The following is a 17,371-nucleotide window of genomic DNA, read 5'->3' on the forward strand; positions in this document are numbered from 1 at the left end:
CGCAATTCTACCTGATATTTTGGGGGCTGTCTTATGTGAATAAAGGGACACAAATCACATAAATCTGGCGTTCGAAGAAAAAAGAGTCTTAAGTTAACTTATTCTGTGCATTTAGGTGCATGAAACAAAGCCATAAGCTCATCCACTTTATTTCGCCCTGCACCATTTCGGCTAATGGTTCTTTTCACTTTAATCGTATTAAGTGTCGCACCATGATATAAGCGTCGAGTCAATGTTGTGTCGTGATTTGAAATCAATACGGGTATATCACGCTCAAATGCGGCTTTCTCTGCAACATCAGCTAATGCAGCTTGATCATCCAACGAAAAACCATTTCCTGCATAAGAGGTAAAGTTAGCGGTCGTTGATAACGGCGCATAAGGAGGATCACAATAAACAACCGCACCTTTGCGAGCACGTTTAAATGTATCCATATACCCTTCACAAACAAATGTTGCTTTCTTCGCTTTTTCAGCAAAAAACACCATCTCTTTTTCTGGGAAATATGGTTTTTTATACGAACCAAATGGCACATTAAAGCCACCTTTCTTGTTATAACGGCATAAACCATTAAAACCATGACGATTCATGTATAAAAACAATAACGAACGACGATAAGTATCAGTACACTGATTAAACTCAACACGTAACGCTAAATACACTTCTTTTTTATTGTATTCAGGTTGAAATAACGCGCGAGCGTCTTCAATAAAACGCTGCGGTTCATCTTTAAGGTGATTATAAAGATTGATAAGATCTGGATTAATATCCGCTAATAGATAATGATCATAATCTGTATTCAAAAATACAGAACCCGCCCCAACAAAAGGCTCTATCAATTTTCTAGCATCAGGGAGATGACGTTGAATTTCTTCTACTAGGCTATATTTACCGCCAGCCCACTTGAGAAATGCGCGATGCTTTTTCATACGTCTTTTACGCCTTTTTACCTTAATCCAGAAAGCGGGGGATTGTACCCTATTTTTTAGCTAGGATCTGTTTATCTTATGGTTATTTTACAGAATCAATCTCGCGATGGACTTGTACTAACGATTTAGCCCAAGGACCCAAGCTTTGAACTGACGCTGGCAAAGTTTTTACTGCCCCACGAGCGGATGAAATTGATTCATAATCACCATAACTAACAATATACCAAATAGAACCATTTCTTAATGCTTGATAAATACGAGCAGAACCTTCTATTTTATGGTCATCCAAAAATTCTTGCACCGCCTCTTCATTAGTCAAAGCCGCTAATTGCAATATATAACGCTTACTTGAAATCGCTTTTAGCTCTTTATCCGCTAAAGTAAATGTGATTTTAGAATCTGCTTTGTCAGGCGTTACTGTAGAAACCGATGTTTTTTCATCTTTTTTCTTACTTTCAGATGTTGTTTTTGGTTTATCCGCTTTTTCTTGTGTTGCTGTAGGTGCTTTTTCAACCGTTGGCTTTTCTTCTGGTTGAACAGGTTCAACGTCCAGTGTTGGCTTCTCTTGTACTTCTTTATCTTCAGTTACTAAAGAGTCAACTAACTCTGAAGGAACAACCACACGTTTCCCTGTTTCTTCTTTTGTATCAGCAATGACCGGAGTATCGATTACATCTGGCGGAATAGAATGCGTATCGTCTTCTGGTTGATTCGTCTTATCTACTTCAGTATCAATTGACGTTGGATTTCCATCTAAATCTAATGCAACTCGAGTATCTTGCTCTAATGTGTTATCGACAATAGATGAAATTGGCATCGTTGATGATTGATTTAACCACCAATACGCTCCAGCAGAGCCAAGTAATAAAACAGACGCTAGCCCTAAAATACCAACAGGTGATCGAGTCACCGAACGAATAATAACGCGACGCTCTGTTTTCTTCTCCCCAAGAGCAACTAGCTCAGCAGGCAGACGATTACATTTACGAGCCAAAGTACGAAGACGCGATTTTTCGTCTTTATCGACAGCAAAGCGAACCACTAACATTTCAGCAAAGGTAACGGCTTCTTCTTCTGTTAACGGATTAATATCAATATCAACAGGCTTATTATCCTGTCCATAAGACATTTGAGACAGTGTTTGAGTTAGCTTTCCTTTTTCAGCAAATAATAAAATATTAATTTGCCAATTTGGTGCCGATTGCGCTTTTTGAACCAATAGCCATAGCTCACTCAAAAGCTCAGATGAAAGCAAATGTGCATCATCAATCGCTAAGACTAAATTACACTTTTCACCGGCAAGCATTCGACCAACACTATCGACAACAGAATCAGACTCATTAAACAAAGGGTCTCGAACCACTTGCTTTAAAATAATGCCACGCTGTTGTTGAATAGATTGATTTGGGTGACACATCAATAGCACTTGATCTGCATCATCACACCATTTTTCAAGATAACGCTGAGCTAGCCACGATTTACCAGAGCCTTTGACTCCTTCTATGTGAACTAAATTAGAACCAAAACGAGAAACAAACTGAATGCGAGATAACACATCAATTTGGCTTTCTAATTCCAAAACAGTTAAATCATGACCAATACTCATATCTTTTTCTATGCCTTACATTGCTCAATTACTTCAGCAAGTACGCTTTCAGAAACACCTGTAACTACTTCAGAGCTACCAATGGAAGTTGGTAGAACCAAACGCAATTTACCTGATAAGACCTTCTTATCACGCATCATGTGCTTCATAAACGCATCTACTGTCATTTCTTTTGGTGCTTTTAATGGTAACTTGGCTTTTTCTAAGATAGAACAAATGCGCTCTACATCAGACTGGGAAATTAATCCCTCTTTTTGCGCGGTTACCGCTGCCATAACCGTTCCGGCAGAAACTGCTTCACCATGAAGCCAATTACCGTAACCCATTTCAGCTTCAATCGCATGACCAAAAGTATGACCTAGGTTCAAGAGTGCACGCATTCCTGATTCTTTTTCATCTTTAGCAACGACATCCGCTTTGATTTGACAACAACGTGAAATCGCATAAATCAACGCATCATGATCTAACGCGTATAATTTATCCATATTCTCATCAAGCCAATCAAAAAACTCTCTATCAACAATGATGCCATATTTAATCACCTCAGCCATTCCTGCAGCAAATTCACGCTCAGGTAATGTTTTAAGGCAGTTTATATCAATAATAACGGCTTTTGGTTGATAGAAAGCACCAACCATATTCTTACCAAGGGGGTGATTAATGGCCGTCTTGCCGCCAACAGATGAATCAACCTGAGAAAGAAGCGTGGTAGGTATTTGAATAAAGTCGACACCTCGTTGATAGCAAGCAGAAGCAAAACCAACAACATCACCAACAACACCACCACCTAAAGCAACAATCGTCACATCACGACTGTGATTTTCTTCAAGTAAGAAAGTAAGTATTTGGTTAAAAGTATCTAAATTTTTATATTGTTCACCATCGTCTAATTCAAGCAGTGATACTTGGCATTCAAAGGTGTTTAAAGTGTCAATAATTTGTTGGGCATACAGAGGCGCAACCGTCACATTACTGATAACGACAACACGTTTTTTGGCAGGTATTACAGATGAAAAATGCGCCGGGTTGCAAAACAACTCGGCGCCGATAGAGATGGGATAGCTACGTTCTGCTAAATCTACATGAATCGTTTCCATGATTCGTTCCCACTTTATGTCTATTAATTGCTTAAATTAACGCTCTTCAAGCATTTGAATGATTTGGTTTGCAACTACTTTTGCACTTTGATCATCGGTACGAACAACGTAATCAGACACTTCTTCATAAAGTGCGTTACGTTCTTTCGCTAGTGCTTCTAACACTTCACGAGGCTCATCAGTTTGAAGCAGTGGACGTTTTTTATCACGTTGTGTGCGTGCTAACTGCTTCTCAATTGTAGTTTCAAGATATACAACAACACCACGAGCAGATAAACGATTACGACTCTCTTTACTAATTACAGAGCCACCACCCGTCGCAAGAACAATACCTTGCTCTTGAGTAAGATCGTTAATCACACCTTCTTCACGTTTACGGAAACCTTCTTCACCTTCAACATCGAAAACCCAAGCAATATCTGCGCCTGTGCGTTCTTCGATTACCGTATCAGAATCAAGAAACTCCATATGAAGTTGTTGAGCTAAGTGTCTACCAATTGTGCTTTTGCCGGCGCCCATTGGGCCAACAAGGAAAATATTTCGTTTTTCAGCCATTTTTCAGAAATTATGCAAAGTTCATTAACGACATTGCCAACAGTTGTCTCTTTAATAGACGCTCGCCTGTGGCACCATATTCCTCACAGATATTTCGTGATCAGACCGAAAATTATCTCAGCTAACTAGTAGTGATTGCAATAGCTAGATGAAAAGTTCAGCATAATTATTTTTTTTTACCGCTTTTTTTCCTATAAATCATGCTGAATTTGAATACTATCTCATTACTGTATAACAACTTTTGGCGTAACGAATATCAATAATTCTTTTTTACCTATATTTTCAGAGCTTCGACGAAATAACGCCCCAAGCAGAGGTAAGTCACCAAGAAGAGGCACTTTCTCAACGCTATTTGATAACGAATGTTGATAAATACCACCTAAAACAACCGTTTCTCCATTATCAACTAATACTTGAGTACCAATACGTTGAGTATCAATAGCTACCGCCTCACCAGTACCCGTTTTAACCACTTGCCCAGGTCTATCTTGTGTCACCGTTAAGTCTAAAACTAATCGATTATCTGGGGTAATCTGCGGTGTTACCATCAAGCTTAATACCGCTTTTTTAAACGATACCGATGTTGCTCCGCTGGATGAAGCTTCTAAGTAAGGAATTTCTGTACCTTGCTCAATATAGGCAGGTTTTTTATTGGTCGTAATCAAACGTGGACTAGAGATGATCTCAGCCTTCGATTCTGCTTGAAGTGCCGAAAGTTCTAAATCAAGCAATAAATCAGAGCCTAATTTCGCCACCTGAAAAGCAATGCTTGAAGCGGCAGGATTCGCTAGCCCTAAATTCACATTTAAGAAATCATCGACAGGAAGACTATTATTGCCACTCTTCTTATCATCACTTCCACCGCCATCATACAATCCCACAGCGGCTAAATTGCTTTCAATAGAGCCACCAACTGTTGTACTGCCGTTGGTATTGGTTATCCCCCAACGAACCCCTAACTCATCTAAGTTACCTTCATTTACCGTTACAATACGAGCTTCAATTTGAACCTGTTTAATTGGAATATCTAACGTATCAATGATGTCTTTGATTACCGTAATGTTCTCTGGAAGGTCTCTTAACAATAAAGAGTTTGTACGTTCATCTACCGTGATACTGCCACGGCTAGATAACATGGTAATTTCACCTTCACCAACAAGCAGCTCTGCAATATCTGACGCTTTAGCGTATTTAATAGAAAGGATCTCAGATGATAGCGCAGCCAGCTCAGATGCCATTTGAGCTTGCTCTAATACTTGCTGCTCTTGTGCATCAAGCTCTGTTTTAGGTGCGATCAAAACAACGTTACCCTCGACACGTTTATCTAACCCTTTAACTTGAAGAATAATATCAAGCACTTGCTGCCATGGCACACCATCCAGACGTAAGGTTAAATTCCCCGTAACAGAGTCCGCAACAACCAAGTTAAAATCATTATAATCCGCGATCAGCTGCAATACATGACGAACTGGAATATCTTGGAAGTTAATCGAAATAGGCTTACTTTTATCTTCACTATTCGAGCTAATTGGCGATTTTTTCTCACTTTCTGGCAATTGAGATACCACCACTTGCAAAGAAGGCCCTTTCAGGAAGTAGTCATATTGATAGTCGCCTTTAACATCAACAGATAAAACGGTACTACTTGGCTCTCTAAATGTTTCAATACGAGAAACAAGAGTGGCAAAATCTTCAACATCTAAGATAACCAATTTATCATCGCTGACTTTGGTGTCATGCAATTCAATAATCAACTTATCTTTTTCTTTACGTAAATCCACAGTCGCAGCAGCAGAAGCTAACTCTACTGTTATGACACCTTCTTTTTTCTTACTTAGTTGAAAATCTACTTCAACAAGCTGATTCATCACTGACTCTTCAGCAATGGCATTCAAATGAACGAAACTGAACATAATAAATGCACATAACCGAATACAATATGAATTGATGAGTTTATTGCGTCCTAGCGACATGAGAGATTCCTAATCCTTTATTTCAATTAATGTTTCAACGCCAGTTTTACATATCTTTGTTGCCAGCATCCCATTCCATCTGGCAGGGTTTCTTTCAACGTAATTTGTTTTGATTTAATCGCAACCACTTGACCATTATTGGTCCCCATGTACTGCCCTTTGCGAACTTTAATCACACTCCCTTTCGGTGTTTGTATCAGAGCGGTAATGTCTTGGTCTGCTCCCATCACGCCTTTTAAACGTAACTTACGCAATGAATATCGCTCTAATGCTCCTGTTTTTTTTCTGTATTTCGGCTGCCAACACGTTTTTTTCTTTTTCGGTTGGGTTACTCGCTCAGGTTGCTTAGGAAGAACAAAGGGGGAACGAGCTTCTGATTGGGCATACACTTCCACCTCAAAAGGTACAACGTTAGCTAATACTTCCACCTCTTTATGTCCTGATCGTTTAGCATCAGTATAAAAAGTATCAAGAGAGTCCTTATTCGCTTTACACCCAACCATCAACATCAAGGTTATGGCTGAAACAAACATCCGACTATTCATGGTCCCCCCTAAATTGGTAGGTATAAGCCATTACACGAAAGTGCAATGTACTACTCTCCTTACTCACCCTTTGAATATCAATATTTTCCAAGCTGACAATACGTGGTAAATCAGCCATGGCTTCAGAAAACGACCCGATGTCGTGGTATTGCCCTGTCAGCTCAATATTCAGAGGTAACTTATATAAAAAGGTTTTATTTTGCTTCTCACCCCAGTCAATCCGAGTAAAAGTAAGCTTATTTTGAATACCAACCTGGTTGATACCTGAAAGCATGCTTGCTAACTCTTTTTGAGCGGGTAACTGCTGCGACAAAAACTCATATCGTAGATTCAATTCATTCAATTGATCTTTCATTTTTGGCATAGCAGCAACTTGGTTATATTTATATTTCACCGTTGTTTTTAAGCTTATTTCATCCAATTTTGACTGCTCGATACTTTCTTGTATTGGTTGTAACCAAAACCAGTATCCAGCACCTTGAATACATAAACACAACAACAAAATCACTAACAGCTGCGGAACAATCGGCCATTCCGTAATTTCATCTAAATCTAATTCGCGCCAATCCATTACGACGGTTCCTTTTTCACTGGAGGAAGTAATTTAAACGAGACTTCAAAACTACTGACATCATGACCAAATATTTTTTGCCCTGAGATAATCGAGTGCATTTCTACTGAAGTAATTTGAGAGGAACGCTCTAATTTATCCAACATGCTTGCTAACCGAGAGTTACTATCACTGAACCCCTTAATCTCAACTTCCCTTTCATGCATGCGTACTTTATTTAAATAAATACCTTCAGTAATGATGTCGGGTAAAATGTTCAATAACTGAGTGGTTTTGTTTCGGTTCTGCTGTAATTGTTCGACAACATCAAGACGAGTTAATATCGCTTCATGCTCCTTTCCAACTTCGTTAAGATCTTTTAATTCATTGTTTAACCAAGAGATATGCTTTTCTAACGATTGCTTACGTTGTGTCTGAATCGAAACTTGTTGCTCTAGATATTGCGCAATCCCCCATTGAATACCGACAGATAGCGTCACCCCTGCACAAAGTAATGCAATAAAACGTTGCTTATATCTTGCTCTCTGCTTTTCTCGCCAAGGTAGTAGGTTTATTTGGTAAGCCATTCGATCCCTCTCAATGCCAATCCAAGAGCTGATGCGTATTGATTTTTTTGTTCATGAAACGAACCCACTCTTTTCTTTGGCGTTTGAAACAAAGAAAGAAGATTTAAATCCACCGTTGGTAGCGATAGTTCGTAGCTTAACGAATCCGATAATCCCGGTAGCATAGAGCCACCACCAGTAATCCATACTCCTTCAACCTTATGTTGGTTAACCGATGAATAAAGAGTAACTTGACGATGAATATGTTCAGATAACTGCTTAATAAAAAGCGTCCCAGCGGACAGGTCAATTGAGTTATCTTCGTTAATTGAGTTTGTCTCTTTCTCTTGAGCTACAGCACCAAATGAAATGTGTTTGCTATATAAATGTTGACTCGGAGAAGCAATACAGAAAACAGTCTGCATATAACCAATATCGATCAGCATCCAATTCTTTTTGTCGGGATAAACCGCTATCGCTCTCTGCCATAACGTTAAAAGTGCATTTGAATGAGCATCTGCAAGCACAGGTTTAAGTCCAGCAGATTCAAAACAACGCTGACGAGAGTTAACTAAATCTTTTCGGGTCGCAAAAACTTGGTAAGTGATCGTCTGTAAGCTGCCAGTCCCTCTATGTTCAGAGGCAACATAATCAATATTAAGGTCATCTGATGAAAAAGAAGAATGCTGCTCAAAATTATGGGCAATCGCAAATTCCGTTTCTCGTTCATCGAGTTGACTATCAATTTGCACTACTTTGCTCGTAATACTGCTATCAGGGATAGAGAACGCGATTTGCTTTTGATTTAGCTTTAACTGTTTCTTTATTCGAGATAAATAAGGCTTTAATTCTTCGACATTTAAATTATTGGTATCCACAAATACAGATTCAGGCAATAAAACTTCGAAAGAACTAACGAGATCTAATTGACCTTTCTTTAACCTTACAGATACGGCTTTAATGCTATGATGCCCTACATCTAAACCTGTAATAGTGGGGTAGATCATCCTGATTTAACTCCAAGTAATAAATAAATATCTCAAAATTAAGCGTTTATTTGCGTTATTTTTTGTTGTGTTATATTTATACTACTCAGTTATGGGTCAGAAACGATAATACAGATTAAAGTAAACGGGAAATATCAGGTGAAGTTCATAAAGGCACTACTAATAGTTACATTGGTTTGCATAATTCTTGGGGTCACAACAATTTTTGGTTTCTACCAATATGTGAAGCCAGAATTACCAGATGTGGCAACATTAAAAGATGTTCAACTGCAAACACCAATGCAGGTATATAGCCGCGATGGTAAGTTAATCGCACAATTTGGTGAAAAGCGCCGTATTCCATTGAAACTGGAAGAAATGCCGCCTCATCTACTTGAAGCCGTCATTGCCACTGAAGATAGCCGCTTTTATAGCCACTATGGTTTTGACCCAATCGGTATTACTCGTGCCGCCTTTGCGGTATTAGCTTCTGGCTCTGCAAAGCAAGGGGCAAGTACCATCACTCAACAACTTGCACGTAACTTCTTTTTATCTAATGAAAAGAAAATCATGCGTAAAGTTAAAGAGATCTTTATTGCCGTTCACATTGAGCAACTATTAACAAAACAAGAGATCTTAGAGCTCTACCTAAATAAAATTTACTTAGGTTATCGTTCTTATGGTGTTGGTGCGGCCGCTCATGTTTACTTTGGTAAAGAAGTGAGCCAACTGACCTTAGGTGAAGTTGCTATTATCGCAGGTTTACCAAAAGCCCCATCAACAATGAACCCTATTTATTCTGTTGATCGTGCAACAACACGTCGTAATGTTGTTCTTGCTCGTATGCTTGATGAAGGCTACATAACAAAACAAGAATTTGATGATGCAAAGGCCGAGGTGGTTATTTCCAAATACCACGGTGCAGAAATCGAATTACAAGCACCCTATATTGCTGAAATTGCTCGTGCTTGGATGGTAAACAAATACGGTGAAGAAGCGGCTTATACTTCGGGTATGAACATCTACACAACCGTAGATTCAAAAATGCAAGCTGCTGCTAATAAAGCATCAATTGATAACCTATTAGCTTATGACGAGCGTCATGGTTACCGTGGTGCAGTTAAAACTGTATGGGAACCAAAAGCAACACCTCTTGATGAAGAAGCAATTACTAAGCACCTTAAAAACGAACCGTCATACGGTGAGTTAATGCCTGCTGTTGTTACTTCAATTAAAGGTAAAACAGCAACGGTTGATATTAAAAATAATGGCGTCGCAACTATTCCTTGGGATGGTCTAAAGTGGGCTCGTCGCTTTAAAACAGACAAGCGCCAAGGACCTGCACCACGTCGTGCTTCTGATATCTTAGCGGTTGGTGAACAAATTTATGTTCGTCCATTAAGCCAAGAGACAACAGACGATGTAACAACAACCGTATGGAAGCTAAGCCAAGTACCTGCAGCGAACACAGCATTTGTTGCTATGGACCCAAGAGATGGTGCAATTACTTCTTTGGTTGGTGGTTTTAACTTTGTTCATAACAAGTTTAACCGAGCAACTCAATCTGTTCGTCAGGTTGGTTCAAGTATCAAGCCATTTATTTATTCCGCGGCACTTTACCACGGTAAAACATTAGCTAGTTTAATTAACGATGCGCCAATTAATACATGGGATGAGAGTCAAGGTACAGCATGGAGACCGAAAAATTCACCACCAACTTATGTTGGCCCTGCTCGTTTACGTATTGGTTTAGCTCAATCTAAAAACGTAATGGCGGTTCGTGTTTTACGTGATGTTGGTTTAGATGAAACTATTGATTACCTAACACGTTTTGGCTTTAAGAAAGATGAACTTCCACGCTCTGAAACCATTGCTCTTGGTGCTGGTAGTTTAACACCAGTTCAAATGGCACAAGGCTTCGCAGTATTTGCTAACAATGGTTATTACGTAGAACCTTACTATATTGACCACATTACTGGTCCATTTGGTGATGAAGTTTACAAAGCAACACCAAAAACCATTTGCCAACGTGATTGTTCTCATCAAAATGATGAAGACTCACCTTATGCGAAAAAAGTAATTTCTGCACAAAATGCGTTCTTAACTAAACAAATGATGTACAGCAACATTTGGGGTGGCGGTAGTTGGCGTAAAGGTACAGGTTGGAATGGTACTGGCTGGCGTGCACAAGTATTAAAACGTCGTGATATTGGTGGTAAAACAGGTACAACTAATGACTCTGTTGATGCTTGGTATAACGGATATGGTCCAAACGTAGTAGCAACAGCATGGGTTGGTTTTGATAATCCATCACATCGATTAGGTTATACAACCAAAAACGACAACATGACCAAAGAAGAGATGTCTTTTGGTGGTGAAGCTGGTGGTAAAACGGCTATTTACGCTTGGGTTAATTTCATGAAGGTCGCATTAGAAGGTGTTCCTGAAGAAAAACAACAACTTCCTGCAAACATCATTAAAGTGAAGATAGATCGAGAAACAGGTCTACTAACCAACAAAAATGATGAAACCAGTATGTGGGAATATTTTGCTGGTGGAACTCAACCAACAGAATACGTAGAACAAGATTTCCAAGACACTATTTATTCATCACACGATGCAGATGGTGACGGAATGGAAGACGAAAGTCTGTTCTAATCCCTTAAAATCACTTTAATACAAAGGCACGCTAGATATGTAGCGTGCCTTTTTTATAAGCTTAATTTAGCTACGAATAACATTAGACATTTTATTCTCAATCTCTTTAGCCAGTGACTCATATCGAGCTCTTAGTGGTGAACCAGGGCGATAAGCTAAAACGATTTGACGATGAGGAACAGGATCTTGAGCAGGTAAATAACACACACCATCACGCTCTTTTTCTTTTGGTACTGACAAGTACGGCATTAACGTAATACCCCCGCCGGCAGCGACCATATTACGTAACGTTTCTAAACTGGTTGCTTTAAAATGATCATCATCTTTAGCCCCTGCAGCAAAACAAAAACCTAAGGCTTGATCTCGTAAACAATGCCCATCTCCTAACATAAGAACCGATTCACCACTCAACCGAGACATATCAATCGACACTTCTGTTGCCCATTTATGATCTTTAGGCACAGCAAGTACCATAGGCTCATCGTAAACAGGAACCTCGATAAACATATTAGTTTCTTCTACTGAAGCCAAAATCATGCAGTCAATTTTCCCCTCTTCTAGCATTTTCACTAATTGATGCGTCTGCGCTTCATGAAGGTATAAATTTAAATCTGGGAACTGTGCTTTCAATGTTGGAACAATCCATGGCAACACATAAGGCCCAACAGTAGGTATAAACCCTAAATGCAACGGGCCTGTCATTTCCTTACCTTGTTGATTGGCAAGTTCAGAAAAGCGTTTTACTTCAAGTAAGATCTTTTTCGCTTGCTCGACTAATTGCAACCCAGCCTCAGTGAACAAGACTTTGCGACTGGTTCTCTCTAATAAAGCCAAACCAACTTCATCTTCTAACTTTGTACACTTAATGTCGGCTGACTAACAAAACAAGATTCTGCCGCTTTACGAAAGTGTTTATGCTCAGCAAGTGCGACCAAGTACTCAAAATCTCGGATATTCATGTATTAAACTCCCGTAAGCTTTACCACTTTATTATCAAATATTAATTGATAGATTTTAACGATTGAAACGATAACACCAAACGATTAGAGCTATCAAGGTAACTTTTGCATAATAGCTACATCAAACGGGCAGACCCCGAAAAAGAAATTCAAAATTATTTAAATTAAAGGACATCATTATGTTTACATCTAAAGAAGGTCAATCAGTTCCTCAAGTAACTTTCCCTACTCGTCAAGGTGATGCTTGGGTTAACGTAACAACAGAAGAACTATTTAAAGACAAAACAGTTATCGTATTCAGTCTTCCAGGTGCTTTTACACCAACATGTTCTTCAAGCCACCTACCTCGCTACAACGAGTTGCATTCTGTATTTAAAGAGAATGGCGTTGATGACATCCTATGTGTATCAGTAAACGATACTTTCGTAATGAACGCATGGAAAGCAGACCAAGAAGCAGAAAACATCACTTTCATCCCTGATGGTAATGGTGAATTCACAGACGGCATGGGTATGTTAGTTGAGAAAAACGACCTTGGTTTTGGCAAGCGCTCATGGCGTTACAGCATGCTAGTTAAAAATGGCGTAGTTGAAAAAATGTTCATCGAAGAAGACGTACCAGGCGACCCGTTCAAAGTATCTGATGCAGACACTATGCTGAACTACCTTGCTCCTGAACATAAAGAACAAGAGTCAATTACAGTATTCACAAAACCAGGTTGTCCTTTCTGTATGAAAGCGAAACAAAACCTAATCGACAAAGGCCTAAACTACGAAGAAGTGGTACTAGGTAAAGATGCAACCACAGTAAGTCTACGAGCTATCACTGGTCGCACTACAGTTCCTCAAGTATTCATCGGTGGTAAACACATCGGTGGTAGCGAAGAACTAGAAGCTTTCCTAGCTTAATCGTTAACGTAACCGTTAATGAAAAGTAGCCCACAAATCGTGGGCTACCATTTCAAACTCTTCTTCTAAAATAAATCTACGTGAGATATGAATTATGAAACAAGTCAATGTTGATGTAGCTGTTATCGGTGGCGGTACAGCAGGTTTAGGCTCTTACCGTGCAGCAAAAGCACATACTGACAGTGTTGTCATGATTGAAGGCGGCCCTTACAGTACCACTTGTGCTCGCGTTGGTTGTATGCCATCTAAGCTATTAATTGCTGCAGCAGAAAGCGTTCACCAAATTGAAAAAGCACCTAAATTTGGTATCCACCCTCAAGGTGAAATCGTAATTAATGGCCGTGAAGTAATGGAACGCGTTAAGTTTGAGCGTGACCGTTTTGTTGGGTTTGTTTTAGAAGGCGTTGATGAAATTCCGGCTGAAGATAAAATCTCTGGCTACGCAAAATTTTTAGATGACAACACGCTTCAAGTTGATGATCACACCATCATTAATGCAAAACGTATTGTTATCGCTACTGGTTCTCGTCCTGCTTATCCAGCAGTTTGGAATGAACTGGGTGATCGTTTAATCATTAATGATGACGTATTTAACTGGGATGACCTTCCAAAATCAGTTGCGGTATTTGGCCCTGGTGTTATTGGTCTTGAACTTGGTCAAGCTCTTCACCGTTTAGGTGTTGAAACCAAACTGTTTGGCTTAGGTGGTCAAGTAGGTCCTGTTACTGACCCAGAAGTAATGGCGTATGCAAACAAAGCGTTCAATGAAGAGTTTTATCTTGATGCAGACGTAAAAGTTGAAAGCATGAAGCGTATTACCACCGAATCAGGTGAAGATCGCGTTGAAATTCAATTCATCAACAAACAAGGTGAGCTAGAAACTAATATTGTTGAATATGTATTAGCAGCAACGGGCCGTCGTCCAAATACCGATAAACTGGGCTTAGAAAATACATCAATTGAATTAGATGAACGTGGTGTACCAACAGCCGATTTCTACACACTACAAACATCACTACCAACGGTATTTATTGCTGGTGACGCAAGTAACCAATTGCCGTTATTACACGAAGCCGCAGACCAAGCGCGTATTGCTGGTGATAATGCAGGTCGCTTCCCTGAGATCCGTGCAGGCCTTCGCCGCTCAAAAATCTCAGCGGTATTCTCTGACCCACAGATTGCCATGGTTGGTGAAACGTATAAAGAAATCACAACACGCTTAGGTACTTGTGGCTGTTTTGCAACAGGTGAAGTCTCTTTTGAAAACCAAGGCCGCTCACGAGTGATGTTACGCAATAAAGGCATTCTTCATGTATACGGTGAGCAAGGGACAGGTCGTTTCCTTGGTGCTGAAATGATGGGACCAAACGCAGAACACTTAGCTCACTTGTTAGCTTGGGCACACCAAAACAAGATGACAGTGTCAGAAATGCTAGATATGCCTTTCTATCACCCAGTAATCGAAGAAGGTGTTCGTACTGCTCTTCGTGATTTAAATGCGAAATTACATTTAGGTCCTGAAATGATCAAACACTGCATGGATTGTGGTCCGGGCTGTTAATCAGATTAAAAAGTCACAAAAAATAAAAAGACCAATGTTTGCGCATTGGTCTTTTTGCATTTAAAGTTCTCTCCACTTGCTTATCAATCAAAGAACTCAATACATGACATGTAAAACTTGTCGCTCAGACATTTTCAAACAAAAACTAGGTCGCTGTACGCGTTGTATGAAACAACTGACGTTTCTTTCTATTGGCGGATGGTTGACTTGGTTGGAGTTCTTTCAAATGACGCCATATAAAATAGAAGCAATCGCCACATTTATGGTGAGCTCAGCCTTTACTGGCTTACTTGTTTTACATCTTATCGCTATGGCTTATTACCGCTTGAATAATACCAATCACAGTAAGTAAGCAGATAAAATAAAGCCCCAATACCATATAAGCATTGGGGCCTCTTAGAATCTTTCTAAGAAAAAGCAGTATTAATAAGACTAATACTTAATTAAAAAGTTCACCACTTTTTCTTTTTTATTCCGCTTATTTAGTTAACTCAATCGCATAAATATTTGCAATACGAACTAAGCTACACTGCTTTTAATGATCACTTGCTCTTGTAGATTCACTTCTAGTGCTACCTCATCACACGCATGTTGACGTGGGCATTGATCACAATCTTTCAGCACCTTTTCTGGCAACAATGAACGAGAGGTAGGAATAAAGTCTTGTTTCATAAAGAACTCTGGAACACGAGTTAATACAAAGACTTTCTTAATCGCCATCTCACGTGCTTTTTCAACTAAATGCTGAACAATGGCTTTACCTTGACCTTGACTCTGCCACCCAGCTTCAACACCTAATGAACGAATTTCTGCAAGACCTGAGTCATACACATACAAAGAGGCACAGCCTGTGACTTCTCCGTGATGCTCTGCCACAGCAAATGAACCAATATCACGGACTAATTCATTACGATTACGTGGTAAGTTTTCACCCAGCCCAGCCCAGTAAGCAACCATACCTTCCAGTGCATCTAGATCAGTTAAACGAGCTGGACGAACCTTCACACCTGCATTATCACGCTCTTGTAGACGTTTACCTGCTTGCTCAACGGCATATGCAACTTGCTCAGGCGCAACGCCACCTAATGCACAACGTTTTGCAAGACAAGATTCAATGGTGAGGATTTCATACACATCATTTTCAATCACCTCAGAGAACGCTTTCAGTTCAGCAAGAGAAAGTTCTTCTAATGCACAACCTTTTTCAATCGCACCGACAACGGCAACACCAACAATATGGTGAGCTTCACGGAATGGAATGCCTTTCGCTACCAAGTAATCAGCCAGTTCTGTTGAGTTTGCATACCCTTGTTTTGCTGCTTCAAGCGTACGTTCACCATTAATCTTGATTCCTTCAAAACACAACGCAGCCATTTCAATACAATCAGACCAGCTATCCAGTGCATCAAATAAGCCTTCTTTATCTTCTTGCATGTCTTTATTGTAAGCCAATGGCAATGCTTTTACTGTCATCATCATGCCAGCCATTGCACCATATACCCGTCCACACTTACCACGGATTAACTCCAGTGCATCTGGGTTTTTCTTCTGTGGCATAAGTGAAGAGCCTGACGTCACTGTATCAGCCAATTCGATGAAATTAGATTCACCTGAATTGTAGAAAATCATGTCTTCAGCAAGACGAGAAAGGTGCAACATTGAAATGGAAGCGATCGACATGAGTTCCATGACATGATCACGATCCGATACCGAGTCCAAACTATTACGTGTTGCACGTTGGAATCCAAGGTTACGAGCTAGCTTTTCACGATCCATAGGGTAAGCGGTACCAGCAAGAGCCCCTGAACCTAACGGACAAGTATCCAAACGAGTAATGGCATCTTCAAGACGAGAATAATCACGCTCAATCATCTCAACATAAGCTAAACACCAATGAGCAAAAGTCACTGGCTGCGCACGTTGTAAGTGCGTATAACCAGGAAGAACTGTCGCTTGATGCTCACTTGCCACATTCACTAATTGATTAAGTAATTGATCAAGCGTACGTAACAATTGATGCCCTTGTTGACGACACCAAAGTTTTAAATCAGTTGCTACTTGGTCATTACGAGAGCGGCCAGTATGGAGCTTTTTACCTAAGTCACCGACTTTACCAATCAATTGAGTTTCTACCCAACTGTGAATATCTTCAGCATCAGACAATAAGATCTGTTCAGGATCTTCCATTACTTCTAATTTTAATTCATTCAGTGCTAATTCAAGCTTTTGCTGCTCAAGTTCGGTAATAACACCTACTGAAAGCAATGCTTTAGACCATGCAATCGAACCAACAATATCTTGTTCTGCAAGGCGGTAATCAATACGAAGTGAATCGTTAAACTGTTTGAATCTGGTGTCTGCTGCTTGACTAAAACGTCCGCCCCATAATGCCATGCTGTCTCTCCTAAATGCACAATGCTCACTGCTTTTGTTCTGATTAAATTCAGTATTTTTCTTGATGGTTTTAACTTACGGTAA

Annotated in this window: 14 protein-coding genes and 1 pseudogene; 4 read left to right on the top strand and 11 right to left on the bottom strand. The window is 39.8% G+C overall.

Annotated features, from left to right (window positions below; translation table 11 throughout):
* Nucleotides 1-98 precede the first annotated feature (98 nt).
* From dam to pilM, 9 genes are all read right to left on the bottom strand, one after another.
* The gene (dam, locus tag AVFI_RS12005) at nucleotides 99-929 is read right to left on the bottom strand and encodes an adenine-specific DNA-methyltransferase (RefSeq protein ID WP_012534276.1); all 831 of its coding nucleotides are present in this window, start codon (nucleotides 927-929) and stop codon (nucleotides 99-101) included.
* A gap of 82 nt (nucleotides 930-1,011) precedes the next feature.
* The gene (locus AVFI_RS12010; protein ID WP_005421087.1) at nucleotides 1,012-2,535 is read right to left on the bottom strand and encodes an SPOR domain-containing protein; all 1,524 of its coding nucleotides are present in this window, start codon (nucleotides 2,533-2,535) and stop codon (nucleotides 1,012-1,014) included.
* Between the two features lie 8 nt (nucleotides 2,536-2,543).
* Nucleotides 2,544-3,632: a 3-dehydroquinate synthase gene (gene aroB, locus AVFI_RS12015; protein WP_011262699.1), complete on the bottom strand. Its 1,089-nt coding sequence runs from the start codon at nucleotides 3,630-3,632 to the stop codon at nucleotides 2,544-2,546.
* Between the two features lie 36 nt (nucleotides 3,633-3,668).
* Nucleotides 3,669-4,187 carry a shikimate kinase AroK gene (gene aroK / locus AVFI_RS12020; RefSeq protein ID WP_005421091.1) on the bottom strand — a complete coding sequence of 173 codons (519 nt, stop codon included), beginning with the start codon at nucleotides 4,185-4,187 and terminating at the stop codon, nucleotides 3,669-3,671.
* A 224-nt stretch (nucleotides 4,188-4,411) separates the two neighbouring features.
* On the bottom strand, nucleotides 4,412-6,100 hold the full coding sequence (locus AVFI_RS12025; RefSeq protein ID WP_012533907.1) for a type IV pilus secretin PilQ: 1,689 nt from the start codon (nucleotides 6,098-6,100) through the stop codon (nucleotides 4,412-4,414).
* 86 nt (nucleotides 6,101-6,186) lie between these two features.
* Nucleotides 6,187-6,705, bottom strand: a complete 519-nt coding sequence (locus tag AVFI_RS12030) for a pilus assembly protein PilP (protein WP_005421095.1) — start codon at nucleotides 6,703-6,705, stop codon at nucleotides 6,187-6,189.
* Nucleotides 6,698-7,276, bottom strand: a complete 579-nt coding sequence (locus AVFI_RS12035; protein WP_005421098.1) for a type IV pilus inner membrane component PilO — start codon at nucleotides 7,274-7,276, stop codon at nucleotides 6,698-6,700. Before AVFI_RS12035 ends, AVFI_RS12030 begins: the two co-directional genes overlap by 8 nt.
* Nucleotides 7,276-7,842 (bottom strand): PilN domain-containing protein, encoded by a 567-nt coding sequence (locus AVFI_RS12040; RefSeq protein ID WP_011262703.1) that lies wholly within the window; start codon nucleotides 7,840-7,842, stop codon nucleotides 7,276-7,278. Before AVFI_RS12040 ends, AVFI_RS12035 begins: the two co-directional genes overlap by 1 nt.
* Nucleotides 7,827-8,828, bottom strand: coding sequence for a type IV pilus biogenesis protein PilM (gene pilM, locus AVFI_RS12045; RefSeq protein WP_054775331.1), 1,002 nt, complete (start codon nucleotides 8,826-8,828; stop codon nucleotides 7,827-7,829). The genes AVFI_RS12040 and pilM overlap by 16 nt, the downstream gene beginning before the upstream one ends.
* Before the next feature lie 138 nt (nucleotides 8,829-8,966).
* Between pilM and AVFI_RS12050 the strand changes: the two genes are divergently transcribed.
* Nucleotides 8,967-11,465 (top strand): penicillin-binding protein 1A, encoded by a 2,499-nt coding sequence (locus tag AVFI_RS12050; RefSeq protein WP_026029395.1) that lies wholly within the window; start codon nucleotides 8,967-8,969, stop codon nucleotides 11,463-11,465.
* Nucleotides 11,466-11,531: 66 nt separating this feature from the next.
* Here AVFI_RS12050 and oxyR read toward each other — a convergent pair.
* A pseudogene (gene oxyR, locus AVFI_RS12055) lies at nucleotides 11,532-12,424 on the bottom strand (DNA-binding transcriptional regulator OxyR).
* Between the two features lie 179 nt (nucleotides 12,425-12,603).
* Here oxyR and AVFI_RS12060 point away from each other — a divergent pair.
* The 3 genes from AVFI_RS12060 to AVFI_RS12070 all read left to right on the top strand — a co-directional run bounded on the left by AVFI_RS12060 (nucleotide 12,604) and on the right by AVFI_RS12070 (nucleotide 15,245).
* Entirely contained in the window at nucleotides 12,604-13,332 is a 729-nt protein-coding gene (locus tag AVFI_RS12060; RefSeq protein ID WP_011262707.1) for a redoxin family protein, read from the top strand.
* Between the two features lie 94 nt (nucleotides 13,333-13,426).
* Complete coding sequence (locus tag AVFI_RS12065) at nucleotides 13,427-14,893, top strand: dihydrolipoyl dehydrogenase (protein ID WP_199414888.1); 1,467 nt, start codon at nucleotides 13,427-13,429, stop codon at nucleotides 14,891-14,893.
* Nucleotides 14,894-14,996: 103 nt separating this feature from the next.
* On the top strand, nucleotides 14,997-15,245 hold the full coding sequence (locus AVFI_RS12070) for a DUF3624 domain-containing protein (protein ID WP_054775330.1): 249 nt from the start codon (nucleotides 14,997-14,999) through the stop codon (nucleotides 15,243-15,245).
* Nucleotides 15,246-15,412: 167 nt separating this feature from the next.
* Here the strand turns inward: AVFI_RS12070 and argH are convergent, their stop codons facing one another.
* Nucleotides 15,413-17,287 (bottom strand): argininosuccinate lyase, encoded by a 1,875-nt coding sequence (gene argH, locus AVFI_RS12075; RefSeq protein WP_005421119.1) that lies wholly within the window; start codon nucleotides 17,285-17,287, stop codon nucleotides 15,413-15,415.
* Nucleotides 17,288-17,371: the final 84 nt, after the last annotated feature.

It is taken from the genome of Aliivibrio fischeri ATCC 7744 = JCM 18803 = DSM 507 (genome assembly GCF_023983475.1).
Classification (GTDB): domain Bacteria; phylum Pseudomonadota; class Gammaproteobacteria; order Enterobacterales; family Vibrionaceae; genus Aliivibrio; species Aliivibrio fischeri.

Excerpts from the sequence above, each read along its gene's own strand:
- AVFI_RS12065 (WP_199414888.1), top strand. The coding sequence starts at position 13,427 with ATGAAACAAGTCAATGTTGATGTAGCTGTTATCGGTGGCGGTACAGCA.
- argH (WP_005421119.1), bottom strand. The coding sequence starts at position 17,287 with ATGGCATTATGGGGCGGACGTTTTAGTCAAGCAGCAGACACCAGATTC.
- AVFI_RS12025 (WP_012533907.1), bottom strand. The coding sequence starts at position 6,100 with ATGTTCAGTTTCGTTCATTTGAATGCCATTGCTGAAGAGTCAGTGATG.
- pilM (WP_054775331.1), bottom strand. The coding sequence starts at position 8,828 with ATGATCTACCCCACTATTACAGGTTTAGATGTAGGGCATCATAGCATT.
- AVFI_RS12030 (WP_005421095.1), bottom strand. The coding sequence starts at position 6,705 with ATGAATAGTCGGATGTTTGTTTCAGCCATAACCTTGATGTTGATGGTT.
- AVFI_RS12070 (WP_054775330.1), top strand. The coding sequence starts at position 14,997 with ATGACATGTAAAACTTGTCGCTCAGACATTTTCAAACAAAAACTAGGT.
- AVFI_RS12040 (WP_011262703.1), bottom strand. The coding sequence starts at position 7,842 with ATGGCTTACCAAATAAACCTACTACCTTGGCGAGAAAAGCAGAGAGCA.
- AVFI_RS12010 (WP_005421087.1), bottom strand. The coding sequence starts at position 2,535 with ATGAGTATTGGTCATGATTTAACTGTTTTGGAATTAGAAAGCCAAATT.
- AVFI_RS12060 (WP_011262707.1), top strand. The coding sequence starts at position 12,604 with ATGTTTACATCTAAAGAAGGTCAATCAGTTCCTCAAGTAACTTTCCCT.
- dam (WP_012534276.1), bottom strand. The coding sequence starts at position 929 with ATGAAAAAGCATCGCGCATTTCTCAAGTGGGCTGGCGGTAAATATAGC.
- aroK (WP_005421091.1), bottom strand. The coding sequence starts at position 4,187 with ATGGCTGAAAAACGAAATATTTTCCTTGTTGGCCCAATGGGCGCCGGC.
- aroB (WP_011262699.1), bottom strand. The coding sequence starts at position 3,632 with ATGGAAACGATTCATGTAGATTTAGCAGAACGTAGCTATCCCATCTCT.
- AVFI_RS12035 (WP_005421098.1), bottom strand. The coding sequence starts at position 7,276 with ATGGATTGGCGCGAATTAGATTTAGATGAAATTACGGAATGGCCGATT.